We start from the raw sequence: 18,727 nt of genomic DNA on the forward strand, positions 1-18,727 counted from the left end.
GTTTGCCAAGCTTAACGAGACCAAGTAGAAAATGTTTTTTGGACAAGGAAAAAGCCTGACCCTTTTCTCGAAAAAGGTCAGGCTTGCTTGATAGGGTCAGGCTTTTATAATAAGCCAAGGAGTACTAGAGGTTTAGGGTGGTGTGGGTTGAAAAATCAACCGATAATAGCCTAGTTTTTCCCTTGTTTCCCCTGGAATTATCTGCCAAGAGTAGGCTACTAAGGAATAAACTAACATAACTAGTCATTAATATCCTATCTTGTTTGTTGTCACCAGTCTGAGGCAAGGTCTTGTGACTGGTTTGAACTTTTGAGGGATTGGCAAAACTTTTGGTGTGATCATCAACAGAAACGATATGTTGCTTGTTTTCTTCTTTGCTGACTTGAGAGCCTTGCTTAACTGGGCCCGCCGGCAATCCTTTTTTGCCCGCCGTCAGGATATGGAAACGATTGGCTTTTTCAAAAAGCTGTCCCAGTTGTAACAGGAGACTGTCGTTATGAGCTCCGCTATTCACCAAAATGCCAAGAGGTAGACCGGTTGCGGTCACATGGGTTGGTAAGGACAAGGATGGTGTTCCCGTCAGGTTAGCAAGCTGGGTAAATGGTGTCAGCGTCCAAGCTGGTAGCCACTGGCGATAGATAAGGTCCAATTTTTCTTCTTTGCTCAAGCCTGACATGTCACTGAGCTGTGCCACTAGGTCTTTAGGAATGTGGTGGTAATCAGCAGTAGGGGCAGGATAGGCTGTTGTCGGTGTTAAGAAGATGGGGTATTTTTGGTAAAACTGGTTTAATTGCTCGGTCATGGCTGCGATACCCTCCCAGGCTTTGTTGACATCCTCTTTGGTCAAGTCCTTACCAGTTTGATAGAGGGCCCATGATAGGAGTTCGACATCATCTTTTTGAAGGGGGCGTTTCAAGGTTTGTTGTGCCATAAAATTGATAGATGGCGCTGCAGAAGCTGCAATGGTGTAATAGTATTGCATCATGAGCTTACCATTCACAGGATAAGGAACTTTTACGGTTTGATAACCTTGTTCCTGTAAGAAAGTCACAGCTTCCTTGACCGCAGCAATCGCTTCCTCGCTAATTGGGGTTCCAGCAGGTGTATGTGTGCTATAAGCAATGGGGATACTTGTGTCTAAACGCTGTGGGTTTTGTTGCGCTTTAGCCTTGTCTTTTAAGAGGAATTGGAAGAGCTTTTCAGAGTCTTCCATGCTCTTAGTTAGAGCAAAATGGCTAACATTGCTACGTTCAGAAGTCGGATTTCCTTCTAAAATACCACGTGTTGGGTGTAGGCCAATCAAGCCACTCCAAGAAGCTGGAATGCGGGTTGAGCCCCCACCATCAGAAGCACTGGCTAGACTGACTTGCCCTGAAGCCACAGCAGCTGCAGATCCACCAGAAGACCCGCCAGGATTTTGATCAAGCTGCCATGGGTTATGTGTGTTTCCGTAAAGATTGGAATTCGTCACATTAATCCATCCCATTTCAGGGAAAGAAGACTGCCCTACCACGATAAAACCAGCCTTTTGGAGTTGTTTGACAAAGGCGCTGGTAGATGAGCTGGTTTTGTCTTTCAAAAAGGCAAGTCCGTTGGTGTTGCTGCTTCCAGCAACGGTATGGCCTAATCCTTTAACTAAAATAGGAACCTTGTAAAAGGGTTGCCCTTCATCTGTCATTTGCTCGCTCTCTTGTCGAGCCGATGGTTCACGCAGAGAAATGACATTATTGAGCTCAGGGTTAGTTTCTTTGATGGTTTCCAAGGCAAAATCTAGCAGCTGTTGGCCTGTGACCCGTTGCTGGCGAGCCCACTCAGCTAATTGGCTCGCACTGGCTGCCTTATAGTCTTCTAAGGTAATCGGAGATTCTTGGGTGGCAGGAGTGGCTTCTGTTGTTAAATGGTGTAAAGGAGACGAAGTCTCTTGCGTTGAGACTGGAGGGGTCTGGTCTACAGGTGAAGTGACAGATTCCACGACTGTTGGCTTACTAGCTTCCACTTGGGCCGTTGGTGGTTGATGATTGGTATTAGCCTCATCCGCATAAGTAGCCATAGTTCCAGCTTGTAGGCTGGCAGCCATTAATAATAAGGCAAGAAGCATCTGTCTTGTCTGAGAAGGGTAGCGTCTAGAATATCTCATTCTTTTTCTCCTAACATCATAATCGCTTATTAGTTTAACATAATGAGAGAACAGTAAGGGGTAAAACGCTTACTAAAATACAGAAGGTCCATCAGTCAGCATTTGCCAGTGAAAGTTAGCTCAAATTATGCTACAATGGAAGCAACCGTTAGGAAAAAGGATAATTAGATGGCAAAATATGGCTTTTTATCAGTATTAGAAGAAGAAATGGACAAGCATTTTCAGTATGACTATGCCATGGATTGGGACAAGAAAAATCACGCGGTTGAAGTGACCTTTATTTTAGAAGCTCAAAATAAAGAGGCTATTGAAACCATTGACGACAGCGGCGAAGTGACTCAAGACGACATTGTCTTTGAGGACTATGTGCTCTTTTACAACCCTGCCAAGTCTCAATTTGAGGCAGAAGATTATTTGGTTACCATTCCTTTTGACGCCAAAAAGGGCTTCTCTCGTGAATTCTTAGCTTACTTTGCACAATTTCTCAACGATGTTGCTATTGAAGGGCACAGCGATTTAATGGATTTCTTAGCAGATGACAGTAAGGTTGATTTCGGCTTGGAATGGAGCGCGCAAGCTTTTGAAGAAGGTCAACAAGGATTAGAAGAGGGAGTAAGTTTTCCCTATCCAAGGTACTAAGATGACACATGAGATGATGCTAAGCCCTAAACCTTTTGAGATGATTGCCTCAGGTACAAAGACGATTGAATTGCGTCTGAATGACGAGAAGCGGCAAAAGGTTCAAGTTGATGATACCATCGTATTTGTGAGAACAGATGATAGTAGTCAGATGTTGTGGACAAAGGTGATTGAGCTTCATTATTTTGACGACTTCGCTCAGCTTTACCAGTCGTTACCCTTAGATAACTGTGGCTATCGGAAAGAAAAACTGGAGATGGCTCGTCCAGAAGACATGGAACGCTATTATAGTCAGGAACAGCAAGCCCAGTATGGGGTAGTCGGCATTGAGTTATCAGTGCTGTAGAGGAGACGGTTATGACATCATTAACACAGGCATGTGTTTTTTCTGGAGTGAAAATTGCTTTAATGCAAGACCAACACCTTGTGACCATTTTAAGAGATAATAAGTCTACCATTCCTTTTCCTGACACCTGGGATTTGCCTGGTGGGGGCCGAGAAGGTTTAGAAACACCCTTTGAATGTGTGCAACGTGAAGTGATGGAAGAACTAGGAATTGCGATTTCGCAAGATATGGTCGTCTGGGAAAAAGCTTATCAAGGGGTTATGAATCCGGAGATTTACTCTATTTTCATGGTGGCCATGATTAGTAAAGATCTTGTTAAAGCCATTCATTTTGGAGAAGAAGGTCAGGCTTACAAGTTGGTACCGGTGAAGGATTTTTTAGCGGATAAGAAGGCTGTGCCTCAATTACAAGAACGCTTGGCAGCTTATCTAGCTGAGAAAAGTGACCAGTGAGATGAGTGTTGGTATTTCAGTGTTTAAGGATTGTTAGAACGACACAAGTGTCATTGCATCAGAGAAATTGTTAAAAGTTGAAAGGACATAACTATGGAAACATGGCAAGAAGTGACGGTTCAGGTGCATCGTGATGCGCAAGAGGCTGTTTCAAATTTGTTAATTGAGACAGGCAGTCAAGGGGTTGCTATCGCGGATAGCGCAGACTATATTGGGCAGGAGGACCGCTTTGGGGAATTATACCCAGATGTGGAGCAGTCTGACATGATAGCTATCACAGCCTATTACCCAAGTAGCACTAATTTAGCGGATGTGACCGTGACCATTAATGAACAGTTAGCGGAGCTGGCTAGTTTTGGATTACAGGTTGGTCAGGTTACTGTGGACAGTCAGGAACTGGCTGAGGAAGACTGGGCAGACAACTGGAAAAAATACTATGAATCAGCTCGCATCACGCATGATTTAACCATTGTCCCTAGTTGGACGGATTATGAAGCTTCTGCTGGGGAAAAGGTCATTAAACTAGATCCTGGAATGGCATTTGGGACAGGGACACATCCCACAACTAAAATGAGCCTTTTTGCCTTGGAACAAGTCCTTCGTGGTGGTGAAACGGTTATCGATGTAGGGACCGGTTCAGGTGTCCTCTCGATTGCGAGTTCCTTGCTAGGTGCCAAAACCATTTATGCTTATGATTTAGATGATGTGGCTGTTCGAGTGGCTCAAGAAAACATTGATTTAAACCAAGGAACAGACAACATTCATGTGGCTGCCGGATATCTTTTAAAAGGGGTTGGTCAAGAAGCAGATGTGATTGTAGCCAATATCTTGGCGGATATCTTAGTCTTATTGACTGATGATGCTTATCGTTTGGTCAAGGACCAAGGCTATCTCATTTTATCTGGTATCATTTCTGAGAAACTGGATATGGTTCTGGAAGCTGCTTTTAGCGCAGGCTTCTTCCTTGAGACGCATATGGTTCAAGGCGAGTGGAACGCCTTAGTGTTCAAAAAAACAGATGATATCTCAGGAGTGATTGGCGGCTAATGCAACAGTATTTTATTAAAGGCAAAGCAGAAAAAGAGGTAATGATTACCGATAAAGATACCATCAAGCACATGTTTCAAGTGATGCGCTTGACTGACGAGGCAGAAGTTGTTTTGGTCTTTGATGACGGGATTAAGTATTTAGCCAAGGTGACTAATAGTGTCACTCACGAGTTAACCATTTTAGAGGCCTTGCCAGATCAGGTTGAGCTACCTGTTGAGGTGACCATCGCTTCGGGTTTTCCTAAAGGCGATAAGTTAGACACGATTGCCCAAAAAGTGACTGAATTGGGAGCCAGTGCGCTATGGGGTTATCCAGCAGACTGGTCAGTGGTCAAATGGGATGGCAAAAAATTAGCTAAAAAAGAAGATAAGCTGGCTAAAATTGTTTTAGGAGCTGCTGAGCAGAGCAAACGAAATAGAGTGCCAGAAGTGCGTCTTTTTGAACAGAAGGCAGCATTTCTAAAAAATCTTCCTAGCTTTGATCATATCTTCGTTGCTTATGAGGAAACAGCTAAGGCAGGTCAGCTAGCGACCTTGGCGCGTGAATTAAAAGAAGTTAAACCAGGGGCAAAAATTCTTTTTATCTTTGGACCCGAAGGTGGCATTTCCCCAGCTGAAATCACTCAGTTTAAGGCAGCAGGTGCCATTAAGGTAGGTTTGGGTCCTCGCATTATGCGAGCAGAGACCGCTCCGCTCTACGCCTTAAGTGCTATTAGTTATGCCTTGGAATTGCAGGCAACATCTGATGACAACTAAGCAAGTTCTTCACTTGCTTAGTTTTTTATTAGGTAAAGCTTCTTTAAGAAATCTAAAGTAGCCTAAAAAGAAGTATATTTAGAGCTCCCAAATCAAGGGTAATAATATGCTAGTAAAAAGATAGTTAGAAGAAAAAAGAATTAGTCACATTAAAGTTGTTACAACCTTAGCAATTGCATGGGAATCGATAGCTGTCGCTAACCACTAACAACGATTACATAATTAGTTAAACACCAAAAGATTATGCAAAAAGCCAGGTAGCTGGGAATGACCTGCCCAGTTATTCCGCGTACAGTCTAGTCTGCTCAAGTGACAATCAAAAGTTAATAGCTCAATGCAGGCTAGCTAGGAGGTTTTTGCTCACTCTCTTCTTATAAATTATGTAAGCTATTGCAAGTGTCTTTATAAACAAAGGACATCTAGTTAGTCTACATAGCTGTCGTGATGACACTGAGTTACCGAGATAGGTACGAAACATGGCCTACAGTGACATATTGGCAAACGATGCTTGTTTTTAGGGATTAAGCTTTTAGCTAGAGGGAACGACAACATTCTCTTATTCTTTTTTAAGAAAACGCTTTACAAAATTCCTAAAGACAAGTATAATGGACTTAAAGTTACGCAAACGCTTGCGTCAATCGTTTGTCACTTTAATCCGTCTTGGCGTGACATGTCATCACTGGTTTCTTATAATGAGGATGTTGAAAAGGAGAAGTAGGATGAAAACATCATTCAAACAACTGTTTAGTTTCGAGTTTTGGCAAAAATTCGGTAAATGTCTTATGGTCGTTATTGCTGTCATGCCAGCGGCTGGTTTAATGATCAGTATCGGAAACTCCATTCCAATGCTTAACCATGACTCAGCATTTTTGGCATCTCTAGGAAACATTATCGCTCAGATTGGTTGGGCTATCATTGTTAACCTTCACTTGCTATTTGCCTTGGCCATTGGTGGTAGTTGGGCTAAAGAACGTGCAGGAGGGGCCTTTGCCTCAGGTCTTGCCTTTGTTTTAATCAATCGAATTACAGGTGCTTTTTATGGAGTGTCTAGTGCTATGCTAGCTGATCCAGAAGCAAAAATCACAAGCCTCCTTGGCACTCAAATGATTGTTAAAGATTATTTCACCAGTGTCTTGGAATCTCCAGCCCTAAACACAGGGGTTTTCGTTGGGATTATCGCAGGGTTCGTGGGAGCAACAGCTTATAACAAATACTATAATTACCGTAAACTTCCTGAAGTTTTGACTTTCTTTAATGGGAAACGTTTTGTACCTTTTGTGGTCATCTTGCGTTCAATCCTTGTAGCGCTTGCTTTGGTTGTTGTTTGGCCCCTTATCCAGTCTGGAATCAATGGTTTTGGGATGTGGATTGCCTCCTCGCAAGATTCAGCTCCAATCCTAGCGCCGTTTTTATATGGGACCTTGGAACGTCTCTTGTTACCATTTGGTCTGCATCACATGTTAACCATTCCAATGAACTATACAGCTCTTGGGGGAACTTATGAAGTCATGACAGGTGCAGCAGCAGGAACAAAAGTATTTGGACAAGACCCTCTATGGTTAGCTTGGGTAACAGACCTTGTTCACCTTAAAGGAACAGATGCTTCAGCTTATCACCAGTTAATGGACGGAGTCACTCCAGCTCGTTTCAAAGTAGGACAAATGATTGGTGCTACCGGAACATTGATGGGCGTTGCCTTAGCGATGTTCCGTAATGTGGATGCCGATAAAAAACATAAATACAAAATGATGTTCATCTCAGCAGCGGCAGCGGTATTCTTGACAGGGGTAACTGAACCACTTGAATACATGTTTATGTTTGCAGCAATGCCACTTTACCTTGTTTATGCCCTTGTTCAGGGAGCTTCATTTGCTATGGCTGACCTTGTGAATCTCCGTGTCCACTCATTTGGGAACATTGAATTATTGACCCGTACACCGATGGCTCTTAAAGCTGGCCTAGGTATGGATTTGATTAACTTTGTTTGGGTCTCTGTTCTTTTTGCAATCATTATGTACTTTATTGCGGATATGATGATTAAGAAAATGAATCTTGCAACAGCTGGTCGATTAGGTAACTATGAAGCAGACATGCTTGATGATAAAGCCAAAACTGTTTCTGCACCGATGGCAGATAGTAACTCACCAATTGTACAAATTGTTAACCTTCTTGGAGGACGTGACAATATTGATGATGTCGATGCTTGCATGACCCGCCTCCGAGTAACTGTTAAAGATCCAGCTAAAGTTGGTTCTGAGGACGATTGGAAAAAAGTAGGTGCTATGGGTCTCATTACCAAAGGTAGTGGTGTCCAAGCAGTCTATGGACCAAAGGCAGATATTCTTAAATCAGATATTCAAGATTTGCTTGATTCAGGGGCTATTATTCCAGAAGTCAATATGGCAAAAGTAGCCGACAAACAAATGCCAGCCAAAGATTTTAGTCACGTGACAGAGGAAGTACTATCAGTGGCAGACGGAACCGTTTTACCAATCACAGGTGTGAAAGACCAGGTGTTTGCTGCTAAGATGATGGGTGATGGATTTGCGGTGGAGCCAACAAATGGCAATATCTATGCGCCAGTATCTGGCCTTGTGACCAGTGTCTTCCCAACCAAACATGCCTTTGGATTACTGACAGACAGTGGTCTTGAAGTATTGGTGCACGTGGGCCTTGATACCGTAGCCCTAAATGGTGTTCCTTTCTCAGTAAAAGTCACCGAAGGGCAACGTGTTGCAGCAGGAAATCTTTTAGTGATAGCAGATCTTGCTGCCATCCAATCAGCAGAGCGTGAAACAACCATTATTGTTGCTTTTACCAACACAGCAGAGATCCAAGATGTGACCTTGACAGCTTTAGGAGCTCAGCCTGCTAAAACTCCAGTAGCAACCGTAGAACTTTAAGAGAATAGAGCAAGAGAGTGATAGGTCCTAGCAGCAGCTGGTGAGCTATGGCTCTTCTTGTCTTATAAAGGAGAACTAATGACCAAGTTACTAACGCTGAATACCCATTCGTGGATGGAAGCCAATGCCCTTAAAAAATTAGTTGATTTGGCAGAGCATATCCTAGCTGAAAAATACGATATTATTTGCTTGCAAGAAATCAACCAACTGATTGAAAGTGAATTGGCCATGGAACTACCGAGTTATCAACCTATTGTCGGGACACCAGCCATTCATAAAGATCATTTTGCTCTTCTCTTGATTCATTACCTCAAAAAGCGGGGGCAGCACTATTATTGGTCTTGGGCTTATAACCATATTGGCTATGACATTTACCATGAAGGTGTGGCAATCTTATCAAAACAACCTATTCATGTTTCAGATATTCTCGTATCAGCCATGGATGATGAAACAGACTACCACACTAGACGCTCGCTCGTCGCCAAAACCAAGTTAGATGGTAAGGAAGTTACTATTGTAAATGTGCACTTGTCTTGGTTTGACAAGGGGTTCTTGGGCGAGTGGGAGAGGTTAGAGAAAGAACTGCTATCTCTAAACTGCCCTCTGATTTTAATGGGAGATTTTAATAATCCAACGGATCAAGACGGATATCAAGTGATTATGGGTAGCCCCTTAGACCTACAAGATAGCCATAAGATTGCTGACCGTATTTTTGGTGATCACAGTATTGTGGCTGATATTGATGGCTGGGAAGATAATAAAGAAGCCTTCAAGGTGGACCATGTGTTTACCAGCAAGGATTTTGAGATTAAGGCATCTCACATTACCTTTGAAGGTGGAGATGCACCGGTCGTCAGTGACCACTATGGTCTGGAAGTGACGTTAGACTGGGTCAAGGATGAGACCTTATAAGTTTTTTCCAAACAGAGTGCTAGACTTCTTATTATTCTTTCAGAATAAGCAAAAGTGTTAAAAAAACAAACTGATTTTGTAGCTTTTAGTGCTAATTAATCGGTTTGGTTTTTAGGATAAGAAAAATGTTTTAACTTTTCCCTAGTTTAGATTCGTAATAATCGCTAGTTGTTGAGAAGTACTATCTCCCTTCTCAACAGGTCTTGAGAGATGACTAGCGCTGAAGAATTAAGTTTGGCTTGTAACCGCTTGGTCAAGCTTGTTATTCTAGAAGCATCATTTCCACGGATAAGAATGAGTTTGGTCATGTGTTACTTCTAAGATTATCAAGGAACGATAGTTTTCTGTCTAATCAAACATGGTGCTTTTCAAGTAGACATCTACCAGTCGTTCAGTCGCTTCGATAGAGTCTGTATGAGTGCGTTCATAGGAGTGACTTGATTCAATACCAGCCCCAAGAAGCGCGTGACGCACCTCAGCGCCTGATCGCATAGCAGCAGAAGCATCACTACCGTAATAAGGGTAAATGTCTAGCTGATAAGGAATCTGATGGTCTTGGCAAAGGGCTACCAAATGTTGGCGAAGCTCGTAGTGGTAAGGACCAGAGCCGTCTTTGACGCAGATGGAAACAGTGTATTCGTCCGTTGCTTGGTCATCCCCCATAGCCCCCATGTCAACCGCTAAATACTCAATCACTTGTGCTGGTAGGCTGGAGTTAGCACCGTGTCCGACCTCTTCAAAGGCAGAGAAATAGAAATGGGTGGTGTATGGCAATTCCACTTGTTCTTCTTTGTAACGTTTTAGGAGTTCCATAAGAATAGCTGCGCTGACCTTGTCGTCAAGGTGACGCGACTTGATAAAGCCTGATTCGGTCACGATGACACGCGGATCAAAAGAAATGAAATCACCGACTTGGATGCCAAGAGCGCGTGTTTCATCAGCCGTTGTGACTTTTTCGTCCAAGCGAACTTCCATATTAGCTTGGTTGCGTTCAGCGCTGCCGGCGTCTTTGTAAACATGCACAGATGTCTGGTGCAGTAAGATGGTTCCAGAAATTTCCTTTCCAGACTTGGCAAGGTGTACGGTACAGTTCTCTCCCTCGATAGAATTGTAGACAAAACCGCCCACTAAGTCCATTTTCAAGCGACCGTCTGGCTTAATGGCACGAACCATAGCTCCTAGAGTATCTAAGTGAGCCGTCACCACACGGTGTTTGTCATCGTTTTTACCTTTGACAGACACCATAATGCCTCCCTTATGGGTACGGACAGGCTCATAGCCAAATTGGCTGAGTTCGTCATGCACATAGTCCATGATTTTCCGAGTAAAGCCGGTTGGAGAAGGGATGTTAGCAAGTTTAGTCAGGTAATCCACAGTTGTTTTCATAAGTACTCCATTCTTTGAAAAAATCCATATAGTCCTTCTATTATAGCATTTTTTAAGGGGACAAAGGTATGGGTTAGGCAGACAGACCTTATAATGATGACGAAAACCAAACTTTGTGGGATAGCACGAAGTTTTAGGGTTAGGCAGATGACCGTCTACCGTGATTAAGGAAACTTTTAGGAAAAAAGAGTATAATGTGAAAAAAATGATGTCTTTGTGACAATTATCGAAAGGAATAGAGGTTATGATAGAACCAAAGAATCGTGTGGCCTATCTCAAATGGTGGGATGTTGTTGTATTAAGCGTTATTTTGTTTGGCAAAGCCACGATAGATTCCACGTTAGTGTATTTATCGTCGGGAAGTGGAGAAGCTGCGCCCTTATCAGAGTTTACTAGTGAACTTAATTGGGCTGCTCTAGCCCAACAACTACCCTTACTAGGACTTGCTTTCTTATACTTGTGGTGGAGGCGTTTTGATTTTTCTAGGTGGTCAATGAAGGTGGCCCCAAAAGCTATTGGCTTTGGGATCTTGCTTTTTATAATAGCAGCCCTTACCTTTGATATCTACTTTATGGTGATTTACAAGATTTTTCCACCAGAAGGACTGGCTGACTCCTCTAGTCAAGTATCTGGCAATGCCTTTATTGGAGCCCTGGCTAATATTGATTTGTCCTTATTTCTCTATTCTTTAATGAATGGTTTTTATGAAGAAATCTTTTTTTTGGGAATCTGTTTAAGCACTGAGCCTAAATACAGATATTATATGCTTGGTTACTCTTTACTAGTGCGCTTTGCCTTTCATACCTATCAAGGTATGATTCCAGCATTGGCTATCGGTCTTTTGCTTGGAACTCTTTTTTATATCTGTTACAACTCTATGAAAAAAAAGAATTTGGTCCCTTTTTTTGTAGCCCATGCTATTGGTGATATGATTGGTGTAGGGATTTTGAGTTTTTTTAACTAAATGTTAGGAGAAAATAATGCTACGAAAAATAACATTGACTTCATTGTTGTTATTGTCTTTTTATCGACTTATTCAAGAAACGCTCATCATAACGTCGTTATCGTTATCTAAAGGAGAAGCTCATAATCTCCTATTCGCTATCGCTCTTTTATGGTTAGGGTATTGTCTACCTATTGCTGCAGTTGCATACTACATCTTTAAAAAACTAGGTGTTTCTTACTACTGGTTTATCTTAGCGTTTGTATTTGGAGGGCTTGTTGTTGGACATTTAACAGGCGTTTTGAATACCCGTCTGGCTGATTTGCTAAAATTCCTTTTCCCAAATGCTCGTCTATTAAAAGATTGGATCCCAAGCATTATACCTCCATTAGTTGAAGAAACGTTCAAACTAGGGATAGCTAGTATTGTGATTTATCTATCCAAAGAGCGAAACCTTTGGGCAGCCATGTTATTGGGAGTTGGAACTGGATTAGGATTTCAATTATCCGAGGACCACACTTATGTAGTAGCTGCAGCTGTAGAAAAACATCTTACTCCTCTTCACCAGTCAGTCCTAAGATTTGAGACAGCTTTTAGTGGTCACTGGTTATTAACAGCTATACTCACTGTAGTGATTTTTATGCTCTATAGGTATCAATCTTATCGCTCTTCTGCCGTAGCCTATCTTTATCTTTGTGCACCAATGATACTGCATATATTATGGAATAGTCCCTACATTGATGGCAGTGTTATGTTGAAGATTGTTTTGACATTGGCTAGTTGGCTAATTTTGCTATCGTTATGTTTTGAGATGAAAAAGAATAATTTTACTTTAGAACACTAACAAATCAGTCGTCATAATCTTAGGAGGAGAGTTCTTTTGCCCCTGTTCTGACCTTTGAGTAAGGGAAATGGGTAGAAGCTAGCAGAATATTAAAAGACGACATTAAGGTAAAGTCCTTCAATCAAAACCTTTTTAACCTTAGTACAGGAGATGTTGCAAGACTGTCTGCATTAGTGCTAGTTACCCAAGGAGCAATGATAAGTGCAGTATCCCTGTACAGTTGTTTTGGAATGTGATTAATAAAAACAGAGAGCCATGATCAAGCATGACTCTCTGTTTTTTTGTGTGACATAGTCTTTGGCCCTAGAGGGTAATCAATCGTCTAGCCTAGAACCTAAAATAGTGTTAAAAGTGAGCAAAGCTTGTTTCCTAGCTTTCTTTTTCAAAAGAGGCTTTGCGATCTAAAATAACAGCTGCTAAACGTTCAATATCGTCAGCTGTTCCTCGTAGTTCAAAATCCCCAAGCATAGGAAAGTTAAAGCGCTTGGCATATTGCTTAGCAGTCAAGCAGTATTGGTTGTTAAAATTTTTGTTACCAGATCCAATGATGCCCAGACATCGTTTATAGTTGTCATGAGCGGCAATAAAATCTCCAAGAGGATTTGTCAGGATTTCAACATCCCCAGAAGTAACACCATTTCCCCCTTCTAGATAAGTAGGTAGGACAGCCACAAAGGGTTGCTCAAGTAAAAAGGTCTCGTGCTTAAGTTGCTTGATATTAACGTGCTCGATATGTAAGCCATGTTTTTCTTCTAAATAGAGAGACATGCGCTTAACGAAACTAAGGGTATTTCCACTAAGACTGATAAAAACAATCGTTAAGTCTGACATCAAAGACTCCCATCTAAAAACTATAATATGTTATGACTAAGATTAGCATAAGTTACGGCAACAAACAAGTTGCAACCCTAAAATGAGACAGATAAGTCAATCGGAAAAAACTAACACTTGATGGCTCTGTTGAAATTGCATCTAAAGTTTGAAAGAAGTGGCAAACCTGTCATCATCTTCAATCTTTATGGCAATGGCATGAAAGAAAAAAGTAAGGATGAAACAGAAGATAGATGATCCAAGGAAAATCAAACGCTTTTCACCTCACTAAGGGCAGGTTGAGAGTTTGTAGTTTTCTTTGTTCAAAAAAAATAAAAAAAGCAAAAAACATGACCTGTTTAAAATCGAATGGCAATAATTTAATCGTTAAACGTCAAAGAAAGCCCTTTAAAAATAGAAGTTTAACCATTTTTTTGAAAAATAAAAAAAATGTGACCGAAAAATGCAAAAACCGGGTCTTCCCTTTGACCGTAAGTCAGTTTGATAGGTTACTAAAGGGTAAATGTGGTATAATTTAAGTCGTTTTGTAGTCAATAGAAAATGTTAAAAGATTATTGGTATAACAACTAAAAGATTAGAAAGGACGAGATGATAAATGACCGATGCTAGTAAACTTTTTACCAAGCAACAATGGAGAGAGCTTGAGTTAATCGCCTACTTAACGGAACATTCTGAAAGAATAGGGCATAAAGATAGTGACTTGTGTAAAGTGTTAGGCAGTTCATTATCAACCTTGCAAGCCTGTGTTGCCAACTTACAGTTTATAGATTCTGTGGGAAGTATCACCTATGAAGAAGGTTACCTGACCATCGAATATAATGATCATTGTGGTTTGCAAGAGGTCTATCAAAAGGCCATGAGAGAATCTCAATCATTACAGTTGTTATCAACCTTGTTTTTTAAAGAATTTGGATCTCTAGAGGAATTGGCGGAGGAGTTGTTTATCAGTTTATCAACCCTTAAGCGATTAATCACAAGAACCAACAGTTATCTCAAAAAAGAGTTTGGCATCAAAATTTCGACAAGACCCGTTATGGTGATTGGGGATGAACATCAAATTCGTTTATTTTACCTCAAATATTTTTCGGAAGCCTACACAATTTCTGAGTGGCCTTTTGAAGACATCGTGAATCAGAGCAATCTGGAGCGATTGATTACTTTGATGGGCAAGCAAACAGACGTGACCATCGATTTTGCTCTGTTTCAACACCTTAAGGTTTTAAGCAGTGTTAACTTGATTCGTTTTTATCAAGGATTTGCCATTAATCGAAAAGATAAAGGCTTGGGGCATCTCTTTGTAGAAGCCTTAAAAGATTCCTTAGAGATGAAGGATCTCTCCTCTTTGTTTGTCTTGAGATTTGATATCCCCTTGGAAGAAACAGCCCTCTCAGAAATCTTTTCCAACTACCTTAATGACGGCTTAGAGTTAGGACCCCTCATGCAATTAAAAGGTGAGAAAAAAGAGAAGGAAGCGCCTGTCCGTAATATAGTGTCTTGGATTTCACTGTTAGATGACATGGAAAGAACATTAACATTAAGCATTTCCAATAAATACGACCTTGCCAGACGTCTTCAGAACACGATTATCCTTGAGGAAGAAGTGATTAGCGCTAACTTTTTAATCTATAATTATAAAAAAGAATATCTCAAGTACTTTTACAAGCATTACCGCGTAATCTATGAAACTTTTGTCGCCTATTCAAGTGACCTGTTGGTATCAGAAGATCAAGAGATCAGTGAGAGAACCATGGAACATCTCCTGTATTGCTTGTTCATCACCTGGGAAAATATTTTTTTAGAAATCAGTCAATCAAGGCATAAATTGAAACTACTAGTCATTGAGAAAAGCTACAGTAATGTTGCCAACTTTTTAAAACGCTATTTCGGGGAGTTCTTTGACATCACAAGTTTTAACGAACTTGGAGAACTAAAGATTGACCAGACCTACCTGACTCAGGAGTATCATGTGATAGTCACAGACATCATCCTTAATCAGCAGGAGGACTCAGAAGTGCTCTTCTTTAGCCAGATGATTCCTAGTGTCATCGCTCATAAATTAAATGCTTTTTTGAGAGTGAGAATCAATGAAGAGAAACAATTTAGTCATTTAAAAGTTTGATGCATAAAAAGATGACTTTATTAATATTAAATGTTTTGAAAATTAGAGATAAAGTCGACAACTATTAAATACTAAAAAAAGTGACCTTGCTTTGGGAAGGTTGTTTTTTTTATAATTATCTTGTTAGAAATAATCTTAGATAAGACTTTTCTAAACTTCTAGACAACAAATGAAGAATAAGGAGAAAAAATGGCTAGAAATAACACAAACAAACAGTATTCACTGAGAAAACTGAAAAAAGGAACTGCCTCAGTAGCTGTTGCTTTGAGTGTCTTGGGAGGAGGGTTGGTTGTTAACACAACTGAGGTTAGTGCACAACCTGTTACTCGTAGAATGCTTGCAGATACAGATTCAATGTTAGAAAGGGTTAACGGCTTAGAAACTGAAAATCATCGCTTAAAAAATGAAAGTGAAAAATTAACCACTGAAAATGAAAAGTTGAAAGCAAATCTTGAAGATGCAATGGATGTTGCAGGAAGAGATTTTAAAAGGGCTGAAGAACTTGAAAAAGAAAAAGTTACATTAAATGCCCAACTTGAAGAGTTAACAAATCAAAATGTTAAATTAGAAAAAGACCTAAAAGAGGCTGAGTTAAATTACTTTGATCTTGCTGATGTTCAAAATCAAATTCGTAAGAATCTAGAAGAAGAGAAAGCCAGACTTACAGAAGAGAAAGGCAGACTTACAGAAGAGAATAAAATCTTAGACATTAGCCGTAAGGGCACACGCCGTGACCTTGAGGCAGCACGCAAAGCTAATGAAGCAGCCAAAGAGGAGATTGCTAAAGCTAACGAAGAAAAAGCAATCCTTAAACTTAGCCACAAAGGTGTAAGTCGTGACCTTGAGGCGGCACGTAAAGCTAATGAAGCTTCTAAAGAAGAACTTGCTAAAGCTAACGAAGAAAAAGCGATTCTAAAACTCAGCCATAAAGGTGTCAGCCGTGATCTTGAAGCTCTAAGAAAAGCTAAGAAAGAAACCGAAGCAGCCCTAGCAGAAGCTACCGCTAAAGCTGAAAAACTTGCAGAAGACAACAAGATCTTAGACATTAGCCGTAAAGGCACACGCCGTGACCTTGAAGCAGCACGTAAAGCTAACGAAGCAGCGAAAGCTGAAATCGAAAGCTTGAAAGCCCAATTAGCAAAACAAGCTGAAGAAATTGCTAAATTGAAAGAAGCTAAACCAGAAGTTAAACCAGAAGCTAAGCCAGAAGTTAAACCAGAAGTTAAACCAGAAGCTAAGCCAGAAGTTAAACCAGAAGTTAAACCAGAAGCTAAACCAGAAGCTAAGCCAGAAGCTAAACCAGAAGCTAAGCCAGAAGCTAAACCAGGTACTGTTGCAAAAGCAGCCCAAGCAGGTAAAGCAGCGGTCGCTAAACCTGAAATGAAGAAAGCTAATAACCAATTGCCATCAACTGGCGAAGTTGTTAACCCATTCTTCACAGCAGCAGCGCTTGCGGTTATGGCAACAGCTGGTGTAGCAGTAGTCGCAAAACGTAAAGAAGACTAAGTCTTCTTATAGCGTAAAACAGGTTTTTATCACCTGTAGTGAGGAAGATAAAAGCTAAACCTAAGAGAGAATCAAGATTGATTCTCTCTTTTTTGTGATTTGTGGTGTGCAAAGTCAGGAAACGTATCTTTTAAAACGGTCAAAGTGTCAAAGCTAAAAATAGTTTTGTTCAATAACTGTCACAAAGCTTTGAGTGAGAGTCTCCTTTGGTATTTAAGGGCATAGTAGATGTTTGGTGTGATTATTTGAAAAACTATTGATATTGATGACATGTCAATAGCTTTAAACAGTTGACAGTGGGTATTTCTTTTGCTATTATGGGTATATGGTTAACCAGTTAATTATATAAAATGCTATAATATAAGGAGTTATTAATGAAAAAGAAACATGCTGCTCAATACTCTCTACTCATTCCAGCTGCTTTAATGGCCGCTGGTTTAGCGATGTCAGCTAACGGATCAGTTGCCTTTGCTGAAGAATCAGCACCAGTGGATAGCCACGCTGTGGTGCAACCCAAAGCTGAAGCGACTAAAGATGTTGCAGATAAAGCGAGTCAACCGTTACCTAAGGCTGCTGAAGCTGTTGCAAAAGAAGCAGAAGCTGCAAAACCTGCTGCAACAACTGCACAGCCTGCTCCTGAGGCTAAACCAGCAGCAGAAGCTGACGTTGCCGCTAAAAAAGCGCATATTGCTAAATATGCAGGTGTATCAGTAGATAAGATTCAACTATTGGATACTTCAGAAGGTAAGGCGTTGATGTACCCACACGGCGACCATAATCACGTTGTTTTATTAGATAAGATTGATCTTTCTAAACCATTTGATGATGGACATGGTGATTCTCATCACCATCATCATGACCATGTGATCAAGGGAGATTTTACCTTTACAGCTACAGTAACAGATCCTGCAGGTAAGGTATTGTCTGGTAAAGACGTTCAAGTGGTAGATACAACAGGTGAACGCAAAACGCTTGCAACTGTGAAGACTGATGCAAAGGGACAAGCTGTTTTTGAGAAGCTTCCTTTAGGTCGCAGCTTAACAGTTCTTGTAGATGGCGTTGCTCAGGGGTATACTTTACGAACTGGTGTTGATGGCGACAAGCGCTCATCTAGTTTTACAGTTGATGGTAAAGGAACAGTTGAACCAGAATATAGTAAGACACCGTTAGTTGTTGTTGCTCTTGATGAGTCAGCAGAACCTCTAGCTGGACAAGAAGTTGTTTTGAAACATAGAACAGGTCGCTTGGTAGAGACAGTAGTGACAGGAGCTGACGGAAAAGCTGTATTTTCTAAAGGTCTTTTAGATGGCACTTTGTATGACATTTTTGTTAATGGTAAAAAATTATCTGAAGCAATGACAGGGGCAGAACGTAGTGTTTACCTAGATGCTAAAGACATCAAAAAACCAGGTTCAGAAACAAAACCAGAAGCGCCTAAAGTTCCATCTAAGCCAGACGTTAAACCAGAAGCGCCTAAAGTTCCATCTAAACCAGAAGTTAATTCAGAAACAAAACCAGAAGCACCTAAAGCTCCATCTAAGTCAGGTACTGTTGTAAAAGCTGATCAAGCAGGTAAAGCAGTAGTCGCTAAACCTGAAGTGAAGAAAGCTGACAACCAATTGCCATCAACTGGCGAAGTTGTTAACCCATTCTTCACAGCAGCAGCGCTTGCGGTTATGGCAACAGCTGGTGTAGCAGCAGTTGTAAAACGCAAAGAAGAAAACTAAGAATTGGTCTTATTCCAAAACCAAACAAACTAGCTTTTATGAGCTAGTTTGTTTTTTGTTATCAAAGAAGGGCTTAACCATGAGCTGACAATAGCAAGTCCTCAAAAAAATGCTCTCGCTCTAAGTATTTATCAACATAGAGTGAGAGCATCCGCTAGTCATGTTTAAGATGAGGTT

The 18,727-nt window shown here is 40.9% G+C and carries 15 protein-coding genes and 1 pseudogene; 12 read left to right on the forward strand and 4 right to left on the reverse strand.

What is annotated here, in order from left to right; all coding sequences use genetic code 11:
* Nucleotides 1-124 precede the first annotated feature (124 nt).
* A complete protein-coding gene (locus DYD17_RS01180) occupies nt 125-2,137 on the reverse strand; it encodes an amidase family protein (RefSeq protein WP_115276309.1) in 2,013 nt (670 codons plus the stop codon).
* A 168-nt stretch (nt 2,138-2,305) separates the two neighbouring features.
* Between DYD17_RS01180 and DYD17_RS01185 the strand changes: the two genes are divergently transcribed.
* From DYD17_RS01185 to DYD17_RS01215, 7 genes are all read left to right on the forward strand, one after another.
* Nucleotides 2,306-2,776, forward strand: coding sequence for a DUF3013 family protein (locus DYD17_RS01185; protein ID WP_115252534.1), 471 nt, complete (start codon nt 2,306-2,308; stop codon nt 2,774-2,776).
* 1 nt (nt 2,777) lies between these two features.
* On the forward strand, nt 2,778-3,122 hold the full coding sequence (locus tag DYD17_RS01190; protein ID WP_115252535.1) for an ASCH domain-containing protein: 345 nt from the start codon (nt 2,778-2,780) through the stop codon (nt 3,120-3,122).
* Between the two features lie 11 nt (nt 3,123-3,133).
* Nucleotides 3,134-3,574: an NUDIX hydrolase gene (locus DYD17_RS01195; protein WP_003049433.1), complete on the forward strand. Its 441-nt coding sequence runs from the start codon at nt 3,134-3,136 to the stop codon at nt 3,572-3,574.
* Between the two features lie 93 nt (nt 3,575-3,667).
* Nucleotides 3,668-4,621, forward strand: a complete 954-nt coding sequence (gene prmA / locus DYD17_RS01200; RefSeq protein WP_115276310.1) for a 50S ribosomal protein L11 methyltransferase — start codon at nt 3,668-3,670, stop codon at nt 4,619-4,621.
* A complete protein-coding gene (locus DYD17_RS01205) occupies nt 4,621-5,379 on the forward strand; it encodes a 16S rRNA (uracil(1498)-N(3))-methyltransferase (RefSeq protein WP_115252536.1) in 759 nt (252 codons plus the stop codon). Before prmA ends, DYD17_RS01205 begins: the two co-directional genes overlap by 1 nt.
* 719 nt (nt 5,380-6,098) lie before the next feature.
* A complete protein-coding gene (locus DYD17_RS01210) occupies nt 6,099-8,282 on the forward strand; it encodes a PTS transporter subunit IIBC (protein ID WP_115276311.1) in 2,184 nt (727 codons plus the stop codon).
* 78 nt (nt 8,283-8,360) lie between these two features.
* Nucleotides 8,361-9,194 carry an endonuclease/exonuclease/phosphatase family protein gene (locus tag DYD17_RS01215; RefSeq protein ID WP_115252538.1) on the forward strand — a complete coding sequence of 278 codons (834 nt, stop codon included), beginning with the start codon at nt 8,361-8,363 and terminating at the stop codon, nt 9,192-9,194.
* A 164-nt stretch (nt 9,195-9,358) separates the two neighbouring features.
* Here DYD17_RS01215 and DYD17_RS10870 read toward each other — a convergent pair whose 3' ends face one another.
* Together DYD17_RS10870 and DYD17_RS01220 are read right to left on the reverse strand one after the other, a co-directional pair.
* Nucleotides 9,359-9,502, reverse strand: a complete 144-nt coding sequence (locus tag DYD17_RS10870; RefSeq protein WP_160147944.1) for a P-loop NTPase family protein — start codon at nt 9,500-9,502, stop codon at nt 9,359-9,361.
* 40 nt (nt 9,503-9,542) lie between these two features.
* The gene (locus tag DYD17_RS01220; protein WP_115252539.1) at nt 9,543-10,580 is read right to left on the reverse strand and encodes a M42 family metallopeptidase; all 1,038 of its coding nucleotides are present in this window, start codon (nt 10,578-10,580) and stop codon (nt 9,543-9,545) included.
* A gap of 244 nt (nt 10,581-10,824) precedes the next feature.
* On the opposite strand from DYD17_RS01220, the gene DYD17_RS01225 reads away from it, so the two are divergent.
* The gene (locus DYD17_RS01225; RefSeq protein ID WP_115252540.1) at nt 10,825-11,544 is read left to right on the forward strand and encodes a CPBP family glutamic-type intramembrane protease; all 720 of its coding nucleotides are present in this window, start codon (nt 10,825-10,827) and stop codon (nt 11,542-11,544) included.
* A 16-nt stretch (nt 11,545-11,560) separates the two neighbouring features.
* Nucleotides 11,561-12,367 carry a PrsW family glutamic-type intramembrane protease gene (locus DYD17_RS01230; protein WP_115246764.1) on the forward strand — a complete coding sequence of 269 codons (807 nt, stop codon included), beginning with the start codon at nt 11,561-11,563 and terminating at the stop codon, nt 12,365-12,367.
* A 369-nt stretch (nt 12,368-12,736) separates the two neighbouring features.
* On the opposite strand, the gene nrdI is transcribed toward DYD17_RS01230, so the two are convergent.
* Nucleotides 12,737-13,198, reverse strand: coding sequence for a class Ib ribonucleoside-diphosphate reductase assembly flavoprotein NrdI (gene nrdI / locus DYD17_RS01235; protein WP_003049453.1), 462 nt, complete (start codon nt 13,196-13,198; stop codon nt 12,737-12,739).
* Between the two features lie 595 nt (nt 13,199-13,793).
* Between nrdI and DYD17_RS01245 the strand changes: the two genes are divergently transcribed.
* The 3 genes and pseudogenes from DYD17_RS01245 to DYD17_RS01255 all read left to right on the forward strand — a co-directional run bounded on the left by DYD17_RS01245 (nt 13,794) and on the right by DYD17_RS01255 (nt 18,550).
* Nucleotides 13,794-15,317 (forward strand): helix-turn-helix domain-containing protein, encoded by a 1,524-nt coding sequence (locus DYD17_RS01245; RefSeq protein ID WP_115276313.1) that lies wholly within the window; start codon nt 13,794-13,796, stop codon nt 15,315-15,317.
* A 189-nt stretch (nt 15,318-15,506) separates the two neighbouring features.
* A pseudogene (locus DYD17_RS11320) lies at nt 15,507-16,808 on the forward strand (YSIRK-type signal peptide-containing protein); the annotation flags it as partial.
* 389 nt (nt 16,809-17,197) lie between these two features.
* Nucleotides 17,198-18,550, forward strand: coding sequence for an LPXTG cell wall anchor domain-containing protein (locus tag DYD17_RS01255; RefSeq protein WP_115252543.1), 1,353 nt, complete (start codon nt 17,198-17,200; stop codon nt 18,548-18,550).
* The last annotated feature ends 177 nt before the right edge of the window (nt 18,551-18,727 follow it).

Source organism: Streptococcus dysgalactiae subsp. dysgalactiae, from assembly GCF_900459225.1.
In the GTDB taxonomy this organism is placed as follows: domain Bacteria; phylum Bacillota; class Bacilli; order Lactobacillales; family Streptococcaceae; genus Streptococcus; species Streptococcus dysgalactiae.